Here is a 16,802-nt window from a genome sequence, read left to right as displayed (position 1 = left end):
GTCGGTGAGATCGCCTCGCGCCATGACTGACGGCCTATCAAGAACAGACCTCGGCGCGCAGGCGATCTCCCGAACTCGTGATCCGAACGCCAGACAGGATCTAGCACCCCCTCCGGTCATCACCAGACGCCGACGGGAGCGGCAGGAGCAGGGCCGCGGGTGAAACGCCGAGCACTGTGGCGAGGGCGACGAGGTCGTCTACGTCGCAGCGGCGACGGGCGCGTTCGGTGCGGCTGAGGGTGGTGTTGGCCATCGGGCGGCCCAGTGCGGTGCAGCGGGCGGCGAGTTGGTGCTGGGTCAGTTCGCGCACGAGGCGTAGGTGCTCGATGGCGCGGGCGGTATGGAGGCCGGCGGGGCCTATTTCGACAGGTCGGTTGGGCATGACAGATAGCTTTAACTTGCAGCCGGCCGCCATGGCAAGAGTTAGTTCTTAAACTCTCCAAAAGGCGTCCGGGGGCGAAGTGGTGTTCGTCTCGTCGAATTCCGGCACATCGCGAGCCGTTTCAGCGGGGAGGTTGTGCTACCTTCCCTCCGCATCAAAAATGTGGGCGATTTGAGCGGCTATCGACTGCGGTGTCCAGAGGGCTGACGGTGTAACTGCTGACTACTGGACGCCGCCTCTGAGCTGCTGATGTATCGGATTCCGGCACCTCATCCGGTCGCTTCTCCACAGAAAATTCCTGCTTCCGCGAGAGCGATTTCGGCAACCGGTGATCCGCCCTTACTGTTTTGGTCTTCCCGGCCACGCCGAGAGAAGTAGCCGGGGGTTCAGAATCCACTCTGGACGCTTCCGCTGGTGGTGTGGCTGTGTTGCCCACGCCTGCCATCCAAAACCTTGATTCCGATATGGAGACCTCATTGCCGAACCACTCCCCGCGCCTTGTCGGCGCCGAGCGTGACCAGCTCGCCACTCCCACCGACGTGGCCGCCTACCTCGGGGTGCCGGTGAAGACGCTCTACCAGTGGAAGTACCGGGGCATCGGCCCCAGCGTCCACAAGGTCGGCCGTCACCTGCGCTACCGCTGGCGGGAGGTGGACGCGTGGCTGGACGCCCAGACGTCGTACGACCTCACGGCCTGACCCCGCGCCTGACGGGGACAACGAAGCGGCCCCCGGCGCGCCAACGCCGAGGGCCGAAGACTCCCCTGCCGAATACCCATCCCTGAATGAACGAGCTGGTGAGGGGCGGGACCTTGCCCGTCCTGCCCGTCACCGGAAAGGAACGCCTATGGCGGACTCTACGTCCCCCACCACCCCGAACACATCTCCCATGGGCTGGCCCACTCCCGCGGTCCCCGGCGAAGGCATCCCCTGGCACCGCGGGGACCAGGCGGACACACAGTCCCCCGCATCGGGGACCGTCGAGCCATCGGCTGATGCAGAAACACACGGTCCCCAGCCTCCTGCCGACGCGGCTGCTGTTGGGGACGGTCCCCGCGACGCACCTGGTTCTCGGCCCACGCAGGTCACGGTCCCCATATCCACATCCGGTGGGAAACCGCAGGCCAACGCCGTGGAAACGGGGGCCGGTCCCCAAGAGGGGCCCGTTACACCAGGGGACCGCAATGGGGACCGTGATCACGGTCCCCGCCGATCGCTGGGGACCGACAATCCCGTGACGGGGACCGCCCAGCGGGACGGGACCGGTCCCGTCGACACACGGGGACCGGATCACGGGACCAACTCCCAGCCTCCAAGGGGACCGGCAGACCGCACGGAGCATTCCGGTGAGGGTGCGGAATTGCTGGATGAGTTGCGGGCGGCGATCGGCAAGTACGTGGTGCTGCCCAGTGAGGAGGCACTGATCGCAGTCACGCTGTGGGTGGCGGCCACGCACATCCAGACCGCTCTGCAGCACGCGCCCCGCCTGGCGGTAATGAGCCCGACGAAGGGCTGCGGCAAGTCCCGCGTCCTGGACGTGCTGCACGAGACCGTGCACAAGCCGATGATGACGGTGAACACCTCCCCGGCGGTCATCTTCCGCGTCATCGGCAAGAACCCGCCCACCCTGCTGGTGGATGAGGCCGACACCATCTTCGGCCCCAAGGCCGGCGACAAGGAGGACCTGCGCGGCCTGCTGAACGCGGGCCATCAGCGCAACCGGCCCGCCTGGCGGATCTCCGGCCCCGAGCACAAGCCCACCCCGTATCCCACCTTCGCCATGGCGGCGCTCGCGGGCATCGGCGACCTGCCGGACACGATCACGGACCGGGCGGTCGTACTGCGGATGCAGAAGCGCAAGCCCGGCGAGAAGGTCGCCCCGTTCCGCTCGCGGTACTCGGCGCCCGAACTCAACGCGCTACGTGACCGGCTGGCCGCCTGGCTGGGACCACTGCGCGGCACTGCTGCCGGTATGGTGCCGGCGATGCCGGTGCAGGACCGGGCGGCGGACACCTGGGAACCGCTGGTCATCATCGCCGACCTGGCCGGCGGCCACTGGCCCGCAAGGTCCCGTGCGGCCTGTGTGGCGATGACCCGGCACGAGGCGGTCCAGGACGAGCAGAGCAGCCTGAAGACCCGGCTGCTACGCGACATCCACCGCGTCTTCGAGGCGCACGGCAACCCCGAGACCCTGTCCACCCAGGACCTGGTCGCCGCCCTGCTCCAGGACGCAGACGCCCCCTGGGCGGAGCATGGCACCAAGGGGCTGAACGCCTACCACCTGAGCAACCTGCTGCGGGACTTCGACATTCGCCCCGCCAACTACCGCTTCGACGAGGGCAGGCAGGCCAAGGCGTACGCCCGTAACCGGTTCCTCGACGCCTGGGCCCGCCACTGCCCCGGTCTCACCAAGGCGACACCCGAGCCCGCGCACGACGCCACGCCCGCGCGCCCGACCCAGGGCAAGCCGCCCACCACCCCGGCGGGTTCGCTGCCCATCGGCCCGCCCGGTGCCGCCGGACCCAAGCGGGCCCGCTGACCCGCCTCCCCCTGGGATCCGTATCAGTGCGTCGCGTCCGTCCCCGCGCAGGTCAGCGCGGGGACGGATGCCCGTGCCGGGACGCACTTCTCCGTACCTGCCCAACTGTCCGTACCTGTGCTGACCAGGCATGCAACGGACGCAACGGATGTGATACAGCGCCCGCCCATACCCAACCGCCGGAGAAACACCCCATGCACGAACAGCACCACGAACTCCCCACAGCTCAGCAGCAGACGCACACCACCTCAGCCTCAGACAGCGCAGCAAGTTGTCGGGTAAGGAGTCCTTACCCGGCCCTCGCCCCGGGGGAGGCGGAGGCATCCGGCGCAGGGGCGCCGAGGTCGTTCGGCCCGGGGGTGCCGAACGAGACAGGGGGCGAACCGTCGTTGAACGAGCGCCACCACCACGCGCCGCGTCGCCGTCTGCGTGACAAGCAGCTGCGCGAGCGCCGCGTCCATCCCCGTTACAACGACGACGAGTTCGCCCTCGTGCAGAAGGCCGCAGTCCTGAGCCGCATGAAGCCCGGCGGCTATGTCGCCGAGTGCGCGCTCGCCGCCGCCCGCGCCGAGGACCCCACCGCAGCCGTCGCCGACTACCGCGCCCTGGTGAGGACGCTGATGGCCGCCAACGGGCAACTCGGCAAGGTCGGCAGCAACCTCAACCAGCTCACCTGGCATCTCAACCAGGACGGCGCCTGGCCCCACCCCGACACCGTCCAACGGCTCCTGGACCGCATCGAGGCGTCCATCGCCAAGTTGGACGCCGCGGTCGCCCAGATCACAGAGGGGCGGTGAGTCCTTGATCCCGAAGATCATCCTCGGCAAGGGGCCAGGGGCGACGCGCCGCACGATCGGCTACCTCTTCGGCAAGGGCCGGGCCAACGAGCACATCGACCCGCACCTGGTGGCGTCCTGGAACGACTTCGCCCCCGACCCCGGCCGCAGCCCCCACCGCGACCCCAAGGAAATCGAGGCTCAGCTCGCCGCACAGCTCGACCAGCCCGTGCAGATGCTGGGCGACAAGGCACCCAAGCACACCGTGTGGCACTGCCCCGTCCGAGCCGCACCCGAAGACCCGATCCTCACCGACGCCCAGTGGGCCGACATCGCCCGCCGGATCGTCGCCGCCGCCGGCATCGCCCCCGAAGGCGACGAGGAAGCCTGCCGCTGGGTGGCCGTCCGTCACGCCGACGACCACATCCACATCGCCGCCACCCTCGTACGGCAGGACGGCCGCCGCCCCCAGCGCGACTACGACCAGCGCGCCGTCCAACGCGAAGCCCGCCAGATCGAAGTCGAATACGGGCTCAGGCGGTTGAAGGCGGGCGACGGCACCGCCGCCAAACGCCCCACCAGCAAGGAGCACTTCAAGGCCAAGCGCCTGGGCCAGGAGGCGGCCACCCGCGACGTCCTGCGCTTGCGGGTCCGACGTGCCGTCGCCGCCGCGGCCGACGAGGCCGAGTTCTTCGCCCTGCTGGAGGCCACTGGCGTAACCGTGCGCCTCAAGCGCGGCCCGTCCGGCGACGCGCTCGGCTGCAACTTCGCCCTGCCCGGCGACACCAACGACAAGGGCGAGCCCGTGTTCTACGCGGGCTCCACCCTCGCCGGCGACCTCTCCCTGCCGAAGATCCGCCAACGCCTCGCCACCACCAGCCCCGAACCGGCGGCTGTCCGGCCTGGCAACCCCTGGCACCAGGCCACCGCCGCCACCGAACGCATCCCCCACCACCTCATCGGCAGCGGCGACGAAGTGGCCCAGGGCCAGCTGGCCGCGCTCGGCGCAGCTTTCGACCTGCTCCCGCTCACGGCCCCGGCCGCAGCGCGCGCCGAACTCGAACGTGCCGCCATCGCCTTCGAGCGCGCCACCCGTTCCCGCATCGCCGCCGACCACGCCAGCGCCCGCGTCCTGCGCCGTAGTGTCCAGGCGATCTGGAAGAACCCGGCACGGCATGGCGACGGGGCCGGGCTGGCGATGCTGCTGGACGTCGCGCTCACCGCGGTCGCCTACGCGATGCACTGGCACCGCACCCGCCAGAACGCCCAGCAGCAGGCGGCAGCCGAGCAGACCCTCATCCACCTGCAGGCCGCGTACGTTCGGATCACCGGACCGGTCCTGGCCGGCCTCGCCAGCCGGGCACCCAGCCCGAAGACCCAACACCGCTACGCCCGCCACCTCCAACAGGTGGCCCCCGAGCACGCCGAACGCATCCTGGACGACCCCGCCTGGGACGCCCTTGCCACCGTGCTCGCCGAGGCGGAAGCAGCCGGACACAACCCGACCGCGATCCTCGACTGGGCCCTCAACCAGCGCACGCTAGACGACGCCCACAGCCCCGCACGCGCACTGACCTGGCGCATCCGCCGCCTCGGCGAAAGACACGCACCCGGCCCACGAGCCCAAGCAGCCAACGCGCACTACGTCGAGGGGCACCCCACCCCTCCGCGCCCGCCGCAGCCCCAGGCGCGGCGGCGTTGATCACCTCTCTGCCCGGCCGCCACCGTCCGGCCCGGGCGCCTGGGGTTTGCGGTGCTTGCCGGTGCCGGAACCGAGCGGCTTCGGAACCGGCCCTGAGGGTGAGGGCTCGTTGGCCTCCGGGTACAGGATGGCCTGAGCCTCGGCCAGGCTGGCGGCGAACCCGTACGGCTCCCACATGTGCCCGTTCCAGCGCTCGATGGCGCGGGGCGCATCCGGATTCAGATGCGATGCCCTGGGCCCGTCGCCGGGCATGACACGCACAGCTCGCAGTCGGCCGATCTTCGCGTCACGGCGTTCCGCCCAGCCCGTCAGCGGTTCGTCGTCCATCCTGGCGTTCCTCGGCTCGGTGGCGGCTGTCTCAGGAGGGTAGCGGCCACTGTGGGCCGTTCGGGTTCCCGAGCCAGACGGCCTGCTGGTCGCGGGAGACGGTCACGCCGAAGGCCGCGGTGTTCGGTGAGCCGTACTCCTCCCAGGTGGCCACCGCAGACTCAATCGCGTCCCACAGGCGGCGGGGGCCGCCCTGACGGACCTGCCAGCCGCGGTCCGTGGGAGCGAGGACGGCGAAGGAATCGGTAACGCTGTCCAGCAGAAAAGTGCCGACCGGGCCGCCGTCGACCGCCATCGAGAAGAAACGGGCCTCCGGCGCCGCGAGCTGCGCCATGAACGCCGGCCCGGAGCTGGTGAGAACCTCTGGCCCGCGTGCGGCTTTCCGTACCGTCCCGTCGTCGGGGCCCGGGACCATGCCGAGGCTCTCCGGAGCATCCTGCTGGCGGGCGATCATGAAGCTTGGGTCGTCCTCGCTGAACCAGCCGCTCGCGCTGTCACCGGTGACGATGAGCTTGACCAGGCCGAGGGAGCGCATCCAGCCGCGAAGGGTGGTGAGGATGACGCCGCCCGGCCGGACCTGCTCCAGCCAAGACGGCGGGACGCTGCGGAAGCCGCACGTGGCGATCAGCCGGTCGTATGGGGCTCCGTCGGGGTGGCCGGCGCGGCCGTCCCCCACCAGCAGATGGGGGGTGTGACCGGATCCGGTGAGGGCGTGGCCGGCTCGGCGGGCCACGCCTTCGTCCGTCTCGATCGAGGTCACGCTGCCGCTGCCGAGCCGGTGGCACATCAGTGCTGTCGAGTAACCGGTTCCGGTGCCGATCTCCAGCACATTCATGCCGTCCTGCACGTCCAGGTCTTCGAGCATCCGGACCACGAGGCTCGGCAACGTCGAGGACGAGGTCGGGGTCGCGTTGCTGATCGGTTTCGGATCGGCCCAGTCGATGTCCCGGCCGTCGAACTGGGTCATCCATGTCTCGTCGGTGTAGACGAGCCGGAGCCACTCCTCCTTGCCGACCGTCTCCTGAGTGACCGGCTCCCAGGTGGTGACGCCCGGGGCATGGCTCTCCCGGTAGAAGCGCGGGATGAACCTGTGGCGGGGCACGGCCTCCACGGCGGCCCGCCACTCAGGTGAGCGCAGCCAGCCGTCTTTCTCCAGTTGTCGGGCGAGCCGGCGCCGGAGATCGACCGCGGCCGTCTCGATATCGGTCTCACTGGCCACGGAGTCCTCCTTCCAGGAGATCGGCGAGTGCCGCAGTCATCGGTAAACCGGTCGGCGGCTCCATCCATGCCCACTGCCCACTGCCCAGAAGGATTGCACTCGATGAAGATCCACTCACCGCGGTCGGTCAGCGCGAAGTCGAACGCCCCGAAGACGAGTCCGAAGTGCTTCAGATAGGCACGCATCGACCGCTCCACCGCGGGTGGCGTGGCAAGCGGCGTGTATGTGTGAGTGCCGTAGTCGGTACGCCAGTCGAGGAGACCGGAGTCGATCCGCACGGCGAAGATCTGCTCGCCGATCACCGTCACCCGGATATCCGCAACCTTGTCCACCCGCTTCTGGAAGAGGTGCATGGTGCCGGACACGGAATCGTCGATCTCGTCGGCGGTCACCTCGGTCACGGGGACAGTCTGGGCCTTGCCGTCGACCAGGTAGAGCGGAACCGAGATCGGCTTGAAGATGACGGGACCTTGCGCCTTGATGAAGGCCCGCGCGTCGTCGGGAACGTTGGTGATCAACGTCGGCGGAAGCGTGAAGCCAGCCGCCGCCGCTGCCGCGAGCCCGGCCGGCTTGTACTCGGCGTCGCCGATGCGATTGGGGTGGTTGACGTAAAGGCAGCCGGGCAGCGAGGTCAGGATGCCTCCGAGCCCGTAGCGCGCCTGGGCGACGGCGAACCGTTCGTCCTGCTTGTCGAGGTGGGGGAAGGCAAACCCGGAGGGGCGGCGGTAGTACACGGAACGCACGGCGCCCAGGTCGGCACGTCGGCTCGGGGTATGCACGCTTCCGCGCCACCTGCCGGTGCCGCCGCCGATGGCGGCCGAGCACGACAGGGCGGCGGGGAAGTCACCGGAGTCGAACCGCACGACCGGGATGCCCCGGTCGTGCAGCTCGGCGATCACGAAGTCCGCGGTCGGGTCGTCGAGGTTGGTGACGACCAGGACCGGACGATCGTCGTTCGTCACCAGAGTCACTGGTCGGTGTCGTTCCCCGTGTCGCTGTCCGGGGAGTCGCTGTTGCGGTCGCCCTGGCCCGTGGTGCCGGTCGCGGGATTCGTGCCGGAGGATGTGCCGTGGCCCGGGGACATGGTGGGCGCCCCGGAAGTGTCGAAGTACCGGGCGGTCTGCGTCTCAGGATCCAGCGTCACCGTCGCGTAGACGGGGCCTTCGACGGGCGGGTACGGGGCGATGCGACGCAGAGCCCACGGGGCCGCGGTCAGATGCCCCTGCGGCAGCGGGCTGCCCGTGGGAAAGCGATCCATGTGATTGAACACGGTCTTTCCTTCCTGTCGGAGGTTCTTGTCCTTCGTGTGGCTTGCTCACCCGCACGGCATCGAGGAACACGATCCTGCTTGTGCGGGAGTCTCAGGGGCGCCGGGAAGAAGAGGCGCCGGGGCCTACGTCGAAACCGGACCGGGATTCCGCAACCCGTCCAGGACCCGTTGAAGGAGGCTGACGTCCGGTGCGCGGGCCTCGACTGCCAGTCGGCCGTCGTCGTACCAGCGGCTGAGCTGCTGCCGCAACGCGGTCTCGGCACACTGCACCTCGGCGCGGATCTCGCCGAGAGCCAGTCCCGACTCGACGCGAAGCCGCACAAGGTCGGTGGGAGTTATCCGGACCGGCTTTGGGACAACCACCATGTCGGCCTCGTCAGACGGACGAGCCGGGCTGAAGGCCAGCTGCACGCACGCGTCCGGGAACGGGTCGCCGACCAGTTCCTCCGAGGGCAGGAGTCGTAAGGAGATACGCGAGATCAGCATGCGGCCGGCGCCCGCAGCTCTGCCCAGACGAGCTTGCCCCAACGATGCAGGTCGTAGCCCCACCGCCAGCTCAGCGACTCCACCAGGAGCAGACCACGGCCGCCCTCGGAGTCCCCTTCAGGACAGCCCGGTTCAGGGGTGCCTCGGCACTTGTCGGCAACGCCGATCCGAATCACTTCGGCCGTCTCGCGCCGAATCACCACACGGACCAGGCGACAGGGCGTGTGGCTGGCGGCATTGCTGATCAGCTCCGAAACGATCAGAGTGCCCACCTCGGCCAACTCGCCTATGCCCCAGGTGTCTAGAGCCGCAGACACAAGCAGACGTGCGCGGCGCGCGGACTCCGGCTCGCACGGCATCGTCTCGGTGTAGCCCGGAACACCAGTCGCGGTTGGCTTGGCGGCGGTCATGGTCACGGGGTCATCCCTCCGAGGCTGGGACGCCCGCCCCGCGAAGGGTGCGCAGGAGCGGGCTTTCCTCCACGCCATCGAGAGGCAGGAAGGGGAATCTCGCCTGCTCAACGGCTGGTACCGAGTCAACGGCCCATGGCCGACGGCGAACAGGAAAAGTCGCGCCCCGCAGTACCTACGCGAACCGGAAGACTTTACGCTCCGGTGACCTCGGGTCTGGTTCGGCCGGTGACCACAGGGCTACGGTCGGTCCATGGGAGCGAACGCCATCCTCAAGAGCCGTATGGAGGAACTCGGGCTCACCCAGGAAGAATTGGCTGGTCGGATGAACGCTGCGCTGGCAGAGATCACCGGCAGGCCCGGTGACGTCTCCGACCGCACAATCCGCAACCTCCTCAATGGGACCTCCCGCCGCCCCATCGGACGCACGTGTGCAGCCCTGGAGCGGGTGTTCGGTTGTCCCGTCGAGGACTTAGGGTTCAGCGCACCACGCACCATGCAACACCCGCAGGAGGACCCCGTGCGGCGTCGCACTTTCCTCACCTCAGCGACCGGAAGCGCAGCTGCCGCCGTTCCCTTGGTGGCCCAACGCCGGACCGTCGGCATGTCGGACGTGGCCCGGGTCGCTGCCGGGATGAACGCCCTTGTCGAAGCCGACGACCGCCAGGGCGGACACACGGAACTGGAGAAGGCCGCCGCCCAGGGCCGCACCAAGGTGCTGGAACTACAGCAGCGCAACGCCGGCGAACGCGTCCGCCGAGCCCTGTACGCACTGGCCGCCGAGTACACCACCATCGCCGCCTGGTCCTGCATCGACGCCCGCAACCTCGACCAGGCCCAGAGCTACCTGAACGAATCAGCGACGTACGCCGGCCTCTCCCAGGACGGCCCCACCGAAATGCGGGTCTGGGTCAACCTCTCGATGCTCGCCTACCAGCGGCAGAACTGGCCCGAAGCCCTCGCAGCGGCCCAGGCCGCGCAAGCCTCCTCAGCGGCCCGCCGAGACCCGTTCTTCGACTCGCTGGGCCGAGTCCGCGTCGCCCTCGCATACGCGGCTCTCGGCGACGGCCGTGCGGGCCTGCGTTCGCTGGGATCAGCCCAGGACACTTTCACCAGGGTGGCCGACCGAGAGCGTCCGCGCTGGACCGCCTTCTACGGGCGGGCCGAACTTGACCACCTCGCCGCAATCGTCCAGTTCAACAGCGGACGCCACCCTCATGCCGAAGCCATGGCTCACCGCGCGCTGGCCAGGATCCCGACCGTCTTCCGGCGCAACAAGGCCCTCGCGACCGCCCAGCTCGCCCTCGCACAGCTCCACCAGGGAGAGGCCGAACAGGCCACGGCCTCAGCCACCGACGTCTTCACCATCATGGATGGCGACCCATTGCCCGGCCGTATGCGCACGCTCATGGGCGACTTCCACCGGGGCCTGTTCGTCATGGCTCCCTCCGCCTCCTACGCACGAGACTGGGCAGACCGCATGCGAACCGAATGGAGCCGAGCGTGACCGACCTGCGTCACTTCCAGCACGGAAACCTCCCCGAGGTCTTCCGGCAGATGCTCATCGACGTACACGCCGACGCCTACGCCGACCAGATGGACGACCCCTTCCACCAGCGCTTCGCCTGGTTCGTCGACCACTGGACCGGCATGGACGGCTTCTCCTGCGTGGTGGCGTACGACGAAGACGAACCGGTCGGCTTCGCCTACGGCGCCCCGCTCGCCCCCGGCCGCGAATGGTGGCGCTCGACCCCGTACGAGCCGAACAACGGTTACTCCTCCACCTACGCCGTGTCCGAGGTGATGGTGCGCCCGGGCTGGCGGAAGCAGGGAATCGCCGACCGCTTGCACGAGGCGCTACTCAAGGAACGCACGGAAGACCTCGCCGTGCTGCTGGTCGACGTCACACACCCCAAGGTCCAAGCGCTCTACGAGACATGGGGATACGACAGAGTCGGCGAGCAGCAACCGTTCGCCGACTCACCGGTGTACGCGGTCATGGTCAAAGACCTTCGGGACTGAGTCGCCGTCAGCCAGTGACGAGGCGGCTGTCGAACCCGGCCCGCACAAGTCGCTCGTAGGCGTCATACACATCCGCCGACACCTCCTGCTCGACGGCGAAACCGAGCTTCGGGTACTCGATCACCCGCTGGAGATCGCCCACCAGCATGTCCACGACGAGCTTCTCGTCGCCGATCGACTTGATGTATTCGTCCAGCGGCTCCGAAGCGCACACAGTTGGTCATCAATGTCGGCTTCTCCGATCTGCGCTCGGTCCTCGGACCGCCGACATGGCAGCGCCTCCTCGAGACCTGGGCGGCCAGGCACCTTTCACACACAACGACGGCATCGTGGACGAGAAGTACCTGATCCGAGCACCCGGTTCATCTGCACGGATCGGCCAGCGTCCGGTGGTCACCGAGGACATATGTCGCCAAGCCCTGGATGACGCCAAGGCTTTGCGCGAGACACTCATCAACGTGCTGCGTTAGACGCCCGTGAGGGCACATCCAGGGCACATGAGCCTGGGAAACGACGTCGCCCAGTGAGAACTAGAGAACGTGCCAGGTGGTGCTGACCCGCACGGACAACACCACGGGCGCGAACAAACGCCAGCGGTCACTGCTGTACAGCAGTTACAACGCCTGTAGGCGATGGTGGTCGATTACAGCTGCCCACGGCTGTGGCTGAGCATGTCGGTTGATGGCGGCGATCACCCGCGGATCAGGCCCAACTCGCCTGCGCGTACTCCGGCCTGGAAGCGGGAGCCCGCGTTGAGGGTGACGAGCAGTTCGGCGACTCGGCGGCGGTAGGTGCGCAGCGACATGCCGAGTTCTCTCGCGGCTGCCTCGTCGGTGACGCCGGAGGTCAGGGCGCGCAGGACCCTGCCGGTCTGGGCGTCGATCAGGGGCCGTTGCATGCTGAGGAAGGCAGCGAGGTCGGTCGCGCTCTCCCAAGCGGCTTCGAACAGTGCGTACGCCCCGTCGACCAGGGCCGGCGCGGCGCTCATGGTGTACGTGCGGTGTCCGTGAGCGGCCGGGGCGGACGTCATGGGGCTGGTGAAGATCATGGTTCGCCGGTCGATGAAGAAGGTTCCCCGGGACATCGGGGTGGCGGTGATCCGGATCTGCATGCCGTGGGCGGCCATCTCGTGCAGGGCCTCCCGGTCGCGCTCGTCGGCGAGCACGGCGGGGCTGTACAGCTTGCGGGCGTGGACCGCCCCGTCACGACGCATCGTCAGGCGGGCGGCCTCACGAGCGCCGGGCCAGGTGTCGAGGTCGGGGGCGACGTTGACCCATTCCGCGGCGTTGGACTCCGCCAGGGGCTTGAGCCTCGCCCAGAGGTCGACATCACCTTGAAGCGTCATGACCTGTGGCATACGTCCATTGTGCCGGTGGCAGCAACATGCCACGGGCTCGTCGGCCGATGCCGGGCCTTGCAGGCTGGAGCGCATGAGCAATGACTTCCGCCTCGGCGGCGACCTCCCCGTCAACCGGCTCGGCTTCGGCGCCATGCGCCTGCCGTCCAAGGACGGCATGGGCGGTCCCGCCCGCGACCCCGAGGCCGGCCGTGCCGTACTGCGGCGCGCTGTCGAACTCGGGGTCGACCACATCGACACCGCCGACTTCTACTTCAGCGCCGGCGGTGCGGTGCGCGCGAACACCCTGATCCGTGAGGCCCTGCACCCCTACCCGTCCGGCCTGGTCATCGCCACCAAGGTGGGCCCGGTCATCGGTCCCGACGGCCTCTCCCACGGCACCCCGGCCGACATGCGTGGCTTTGTCGAAGCCAACCTGGACGGCCTGGGCGTGGACCGCCTCGACCTTGTCTACCTACGCATCGGCGCCATGGAACCCCCGCACGGTGAGTCCCTCGCCGAGCGTTTCGAGGCGCTCGCGGCGCTGCGTGAGGAGGGCCTGATCCGGCACCTCGGCCTCAGCAACGTCGACACCGGTCATCTCGCGGAGGCTCGCGCCATCGCACCTGTCACTGCCGTGCAGAACCACGCCGCCCAGGACGACGAAGCGGACCTCCTGGCCGCGTGCCAGGAGTCCGGTATCGCCTTCGTGCCCTTCTTCCCGGTGGGTGGCGGTCGGGAACTCGACGACGAGCGTCTGGCCAAGGTGGCGGCCCGGCACCGCGCCACCGTCCCCCAGATCGGCCTGGCCCGGCTGCTGGCCTCATCGCCGGTGGCCCTGGCCATCCCGGGCACGGGATCCCTCTCCCACCTGGAGGAGAACATGGCTGCCGCCGCAATCGCCCTCACCGACGAAGACCTCGCCGACCTCTCCTGACATCTGACATCGCACACGGAAGAAGCCCCTGTCATGAAGCTGCTGATCCTCGGTGCGACCGGTCCCACCGGTCGTCATGTCGTCGACCTTGCCGTGCGATCCGGCGACTCCGTCACGGCCTTCGTCCGCAATCCGGCGGCCCTGGGCGACCTGGCCGAGCAGGTCACCACGGTCACCGGCGACGCCACCTCGCACCGCGACCTCGCCGCCGCGGCGGCCGGGCACGACGCGATCGTCTCCGCGCTCGGCAGGGGCAGTTCGGTGCGCGCCGACGGCCTCTTCACGCGTGCTTCTGAGGCCGTGATCGGCGCGGCCACAGAAGCGGGTGTCGCCCGCCTGGTGTGGCTGTCCTCGTTCGGTGTCGGCCACACCTTCGGCTGGTCGAGCGGCGCGCAGAAGCTGATCTACGGCACGCTGCTGCGGTCGATCTACGCCGACAAGGCGATCGCGGACGAGAGCATCCGCTCCAGCGGGCTGGACTGGACCGTGGTGTACCCGACCAGGCTGACCCACGGCCCCGCCAGGGGCATCTACCGGGCGGACGACCGGCTGCCGATGAAGGGCAACCCGACGATCAGCCGTGCGGACGTGGCCGCCTTCATGCACACAGCGGCACAGGGCGGCGAGTGGATTCACCGCACCGCCGTGATCTCCGACTGAGCGCCCGCCCCCGCCGACTATGACAGTCGTTATAGACACGTGTACTCTGCCAGCATCTATAACGACTGTCATAGGAGGATGTCGTGACGATCATCACCGTGAACGCCCCCAAGGGACGCCTGGACCTGGAGCAGCGCCGCGAGCTGGCCGAGACACTGACGGACGCGGTGCTGGTACCCGAGGTGGGACAGCCCGCTCCGGCCGCCCGCGTCGGGTTCCAGGTGCACTTCGTCGAGCGCGAGCGGGACATGATGGCGATCGGCGGACGGCTGCTGTCGGACGCCGGCCAGGAACTCGACGTGATGGTGGTCGACATCGCGGTCATGGACGCCGCCTGGCAGCCGGACGTACGAGCCCAGGTCATCGAGCGCGTCCTGGCCGCACTGGCGGCGGCCTGTGGACTGGAGAAGCCGTCACCGACGTGGTGGGTCAACTTCCGCGTGATCGACGAGGGCAGCTGGGGCTCGTCCGGGGGCGTGCTGTCCGTCCTCCCGCTCCTGGAGAGCGGGGTGTTCACGCAGGAAAGGGTCAAGGCCGTCCGCGCCGCGCTGGGCACCTGAATCCCGAGGCGTCGAGCTCGGGCCGGCTCACTCCTTGATCGTGGCGACGATCAGCGCCTGCAGTTGCTCCGCGGTGCGGTCGAGGGGCTCGATGCTGCGTTTGGCGCGGCACATGGCCACGGTCCCCTCCACGGCCGCGACGACGAGGGTGGCCAGCTGGGCCGCCTGCTCGCGCTCGGCGCCGTACTCCCGCAGCGAGGCGGACAGCAAGCCCTCCCATGCGGTGAAGACGTCGGCGGCGGCCACCACGGCGGGAGGCGTCTCGTCCGTGTGCGGCTCCTCGATGGAGACGGCGAGGACCGGGCAGCCCGCCCTGAAGTCACTGTCGACGACGATCTTGCGCCACAGGGCGAGGAACGCCCGCAGCCCGGCGACCGGTCCCGCCTCCAACTCCTTGCGCAGCCGGCGCGCGACCCACTCGCCGGTGTAGCGGACGGCCTCGGTGGCCAACTGCTGCTTGCCTTCAGGGAAGTAGTGGTACGTCGAGCCGAGCGGCGCCCTGGCGTGCTTGGCCATCTCACGGATACTCGTCGCGTTCAGACCGCGCCGACTGATCATGTCGGCCGCACCGGCCACGATCCGCTCACGCGCCACCGGACTGGACTTGGTCACGTACACGATCCCTTCTGACCCCACTGGATATAACGACCGTCATAGTCTAGCGTGACCGTCGGTTATAACGACTGTCATAGACCTGTGTGGTCGAGCGAAGAGTCGAACGGAACGAAGAGAGGTATGCCATGCCGATGATCCGGCTCACGGCCCCGGCAGGTGCCCTGACCGAACGAGGCCGCCAGAGCGTCCAGCGCAACCTCGCCGCCGTACTGCTGCGCTGGGAGGGCGCACCCGACACGGCGTTCTTCCGCGCCCAGGCGTGGAGCTACCTCACCGAGCTGCCGGAAGGAGCCCAGACCACCGCCGAGGACGACGCGCCGCGCTTCCTGGTAGAGGTCACCGTCCCGCAAGGAGCCCTGTCCGAGCGCCGCAAGGCGGGACTGGTCGAAGAGGCGACGAAGGCCGTCCTGGCCGCCGCGGGCCTCGGCCCGGACGACGCCCTGCGGGTGTGGGTCCTTGTGCACGAACAGCCCGAGGGCACCTGGGGCGCGGGCGGCTCCGTCATCCGCTACGCCGACCTGGTGGCACTGGCGAAGGGACAGCGCACCGATGCGTGAACTGACCTACGTCGCCAAGCGCACCGTCGAGTGGCGCGAGGCACCCGACCCGAAACTCCAGGCCGACGGAGAGGCGATCGTCGCCCCGGTGGCCGCCACCTCCTGCGACGTGGACTCCGCCATCCTGGCCGGACACGGCTTCATCGACCCGCCCTTCGCCCTCGGCCACGAGTGCGTCGCCCGGGTCGTCGAGACCGGCGACGCCGTCACCGCCGTAGCCCCCGGTGACCTGGTCGTCGTCCCCTGGTCCATCAACTGCGGCACCTGCGACCGCTGCCGGGCCGGGCTGACCGCGCACTGCACCGCTGTCCCCTACATGGCGATGTACGGCGCACCGATCGGCGGCAGCTGGGGCGGGCTCTTCTCCGACCTGGTCCGCGTGCCCTACGCCGACGCCATGCTCGTCCCGCTGCCGGCCGGCGTCGACCCGGTCGCCATGGCCTCCGCCAGCGACAACTGGTCCCTGGCCTGGCGCCTGGTCGCCCCCCACCTCAAGGCCCGGCCCGGAGCACGCGTCCTGGTCGTCGCCCGCGGCAGCATCGGCCTGTACGTGTGCGACATCGCCCGCGCGCTCGGTGCCTCAGAAGTGCTCTACGTCGACCCCGACCCCGAACACCGCACCCTGGCCCGCGCGTTCGGGGCCGCCACCGCCGAGACCCTGGACCCGATCCCCCAGGGCTACGACATCGCCGTCGAGGCCACCGGACGCGTCGACCAGCTCGCCCTGGCCGTCAGATCCCTCACTCCGGAAGGGATCTGTGAGTCGGCGGGCAACCACTTCCGCCCCGGCGAACTGCCGCTGCTCGACATGTACCTCAACGGCGTCACCCTGCGCATCGCCCGCGACAACGTCCGCGCCCACATCCCCGACGCCCTCCAACTCGCCGCCTCCGGCAAGGTCGCCCCCGAGAAAGTCGTCTCCCACGTCATCGACTGGGAAGACCTGCCGACCGCGCTGCCGCAGAAGCACCTGAAGCCGGTCTTCGTCCGGGCCGATGACTGACC

20 protein-coding genes and 2 pseudogenes are annotated in these 16,802 nt (G+C 69.2%); 12 read left to right on the top strand and 10 right to left on the bottom strand.

Annotated features, from left to right (window positions below; genetic code table 11):
• Positions 1 to 100: 100 nt before the first annotated feature.
• Positions 101 to 382 (bottom strand): helix-turn-helix domain-containing protein, encoded by a 282-nt coding sequence (locus tag ACN6LD_RS18930; protein ID WP_319188853.1) that lies wholly within the window; start codon positions 380 to 382, stop codon positions 101 to 103.
• Between the two features lie 464 nt (positions 383 to 846).
• Between ACN6LD_RS18930 and ACN6LD_RS18925 the strand changes: the two genes are divergently transcribed.
• From ACN6LD_RS18925 to ACN6LD_RS18910, 4 genes are all read left to right on the top strand, one after another.
• Entirely contained in the window at positions 847 to 1,080 is a 234-nt protein-coding gene (locus ACN6LD_RS18925; RefSeq protein WP_319188855.1) for a helix-turn-helix transcriptional regulator, read from the top strand.
• A 673-nt stretch (positions 1,081 to 1,753) separates the two neighbouring features.
• Complete coding sequence (locus ACN6LD_RS18920) at positions 1,754 to 2,920, top strand: DUF3631 domain-containing protein (protein ID WP_415924846.1); 1,167 nt, start codon at positions 1,754 to 1,756, stop codon at positions 2,918 to 2,920.
• A 389-nt stretch (positions 2,921 to 3,309) separates the two neighbouring features.
• Complete coding sequence (locus ACN6LD_RS18915) at positions 3,310 to 3,717, top strand: plasmid mobilization protein (protein WP_319188857.1); 408 nt, start codon at positions 3,310 to 3,312, stop codon at positions 3,715 to 3,717.
• Positions 3,718 to 3,721: 4 nt separating this feature from the next.
• Positions 3,722 to 5,398, top strand: a complete 1,677-nt coding sequence (locus ACN6LD_RS18910) for a relaxase/mobilization nuclease domain-containing protein (RefSeq protein ID WP_319188859.1) — start codon at positions 3,722 to 3,724, stop codon at positions 5,396 to 5,398.
• Here ACN6LD_RS18910 and ACN6LD_RS18905 read toward each other — a convergent pair whose 3' ends face one another.
• The 6 genes and pseudogenes from ACN6LD_RS18905 to ACN6LD_RS18880 form a co-directional block, all read right to left on the bottom strand.
• Complete coding sequence (locus ACN6LD_RS18905; protein WP_319188860.1) at positions 5,399 to 5,725, bottom strand: DUF6087 family protein; 327 nt, start codon at positions 5,723 to 5,725, stop codon at positions 5,399 to 5,401. It lies immediately after the preceding gene.
• 31 nt (positions 5,726 to 5,756) lie between these two features.
• Complete coding sequence (gene tgmC / locus ACN6LD_RS18900) at positions 5,757 to 6,944, bottom strand: ATP-grasp peptide maturase system methyltransferase (protein WP_319188861.1); 1,188 nt, start codon at positions 6,942 to 6,944, stop codon at positions 5,757 to 5,759.
• Positions 6,934 to 7,915 (bottom strand): annotated as a pseudogene (gene tgmB, locus ACN6LD_RS18895) (ATP-grasp ribosomal peptide maturase). Before tgmB ends, tgmC begins: the two are co-directional and overlap by 11 nt.
• Positions 7,912 to 8,214 (bottom strand): putative ATP-grasp-modified RiPP, encoded by a 303-nt coding sequence (tgmA, locus tag ACN6LD_RS18890; protein WP_319188864.1) that lies wholly within the window; start codon positions 8,212 to 8,214, stop codon positions 7,912 to 7,914. Before tgmA ends, tgmB begins: the two are co-directional and overlap by 4 nt.
• Before the next feature lie 123 nt (positions 8,215 to 8,337).
• Positions 8,338 to 8,580 carry a hypothetical protein gene (locus ACN6LD_RS18885; RefSeq protein WP_445043790.1) on the bottom strand — a complete coding sequence of 81 codons (243 nt, stop codon included), beginning with the start codon at positions 8,578 to 8,580 and terminating at the stop codon, positions 8,338 to 8,340.
• Between the two features lie 113 nt (positions 8,581 to 8,693).
• Entirely contained in the window at positions 8,694 to 9,110 is a 417-nt protein-coding gene (locus ACN6LD_RS18880; protein WP_319188902.1) for an ATP-binding protein, read from the bottom strand.
• A 253-nt stretch (positions 9,111 to 9,363) separates the two neighbouring features.
• On the opposite strand from ACN6LD_RS18880, the gene ACN6LD_RS18875 reads away from it, so the two are divergent.
• Together ACN6LD_RS18875 and ACN6LD_RS18870 are read left to right on the top strand one after the other, a co-directional pair.
• The gene (locus tag ACN6LD_RS18875) at positions 9,364 to 10,617 is read left to right on the top strand and encodes a helix-turn-helix domain-containing protein (protein WP_319188868.1); all 1,254 of its coding nucleotides are present in this window, start codon (positions 9,364 to 9,366) and stop codon (positions 10,615 to 10,617) included.
• Positions 10,602 to 11,132, top strand: a complete 531-nt coding sequence (locus ACN6LD_RS18870) for a GNAT family N-acetyltransferase (RefSeq protein WP_319188870.1) — start codon at positions 10,602 to 10,604, stop codon at positions 11,130 to 11,132. Before ACN6LD_RS18875 ends, ACN6LD_RS18870 begins: the two co-directional genes overlap by 16 nt.
• A 7-nt stretch (positions 11,133 to 11,139) precedes the next feature.
• On the opposite strand, the pseudogene ACN6LD_RS18865 reads toward ACN6LD_RS18870, so the two are convergent.
• Positions 11,140 to 11,346: pseudogene (locus ACN6LD_RS18865) on the bottom strand (hypothetical protein); the annotation flags it as partial.
• Between the two features lie 115 nt (positions 11,347 to 11,461).
• Here ACN6LD_RS18865 and ACN6LD_RS18860 point away from each other — a divergent pair.
• A complete protein-coding gene (locus ACN6LD_RS18860; RefSeq protein WP_319188872.1) occupies positions 11,462 to 11,602 on the top strand; it encodes a hypothetical protein in 141 nt (46 codons plus the stop codon).
• Between the two features lie 221 nt (positions 11,603 to 11,823).
• Here ACN6LD_RS18860 and ACN6LD_RS18855 read toward each other — a convergent pair whose 3' ends face one another.
• Positions 11,824 to 12,489, bottom strand: coding sequence for a DNA-binding response regulator (locus ACN6LD_RS18855; protein WP_445043789.1), 666 nt, complete (start codon positions 12,487 to 12,489; stop codon positions 11,824 to 11,826).
• Positions 12,490 to 12,562: 73 nt separating this feature from the next.
• Between ACN6LD_RS18855 and ACN6LD_RS18850 the strand changes: the two genes are divergently transcribed.
• The 3 genes from ACN6LD_RS18850 (at position 12,563) to ACN6LD_RS18840 (ending at position 14,625) form a co-directional block, all read left to right on the top strand.
• Positions 12,563 to 13,405, top strand: a complete 843-nt coding sequence (locus ACN6LD_RS18850; protein ID WP_319188875.1) for an aldo/keto reductase — start codon at positions 12,563 to 12,565, stop codon at positions 13,403 to 13,405.
• Positions 13,406 to 13,438: 33 nt separating this feature from the next.
• On the top strand, positions 13,439 to 14,065 hold the full coding sequence (locus tag ACN6LD_RS18845) for an NAD(P)-dependent oxidoreductase (RefSeq protein WP_319188876.1): 627 nt from the start codon (positions 13,439 to 13,441) through the stop codon (positions 14,063 to 14,065).
• Between the two features lie 83 nt (positions 14,066 to 14,148).
• Entirely contained in the window at positions 14,149 to 14,625 is a 477-nt protein-coding gene (locus ACN6LD_RS18840; RefSeq protein WP_319188878.1) for a tautomerase family protein, read from the top strand.
• 27 nt (positions 14,626 to 14,652) lie between these two features.
• Here ACN6LD_RS18840 and ACN6LD_RS18835 read toward each other — a convergent pair whose 3' ends face one another.
• A complete protein-coding gene (locus ACN6LD_RS18835; protein WP_319188880.1) occupies positions 14,653 to 15,237 on the bottom strand; it encodes a TetR/AcrR family transcriptional regulator in 585 nt (194 codons plus the stop codon).
• 128 nt (positions 15,238 to 15,365) lie between these two features.
• Between ACN6LD_RS18835 and ACN6LD_RS18830 the strand changes: the two genes are divergently transcribed.
• Positions 15,366 to 15,797 (top strand): tautomerase family protein, encoded by a 432-nt coding sequence (locus ACN6LD_RS18830; RefSeq protein ID WP_319188882.1) that lies wholly within the window; start codon positions 15,366 to 15,368, stop codon positions 15,795 to 15,797.
• Entirely contained in the window at positions 15,790 to 16,800 is a 1,011-nt protein-coding gene (locus ACN6LD_RS18825) for a zinc-dependent alcohol dehydrogenase (RefSeq protein ID WP_319188883.1), read from the top strand. Before ACN6LD_RS18830 ends, ACN6LD_RS18825 begins: the two co-directional genes overlap by 8 nt.
• The last annotated feature ends 2 nt before the right edge of the window (positions 16,801 to 16,802 follow it).

Source organism: Streptomyces sp. SAS_272, assembly GCF_052543235.1.
This window is presented reverse-complemented; position numbering and strand designations above follow the sequence as displayed.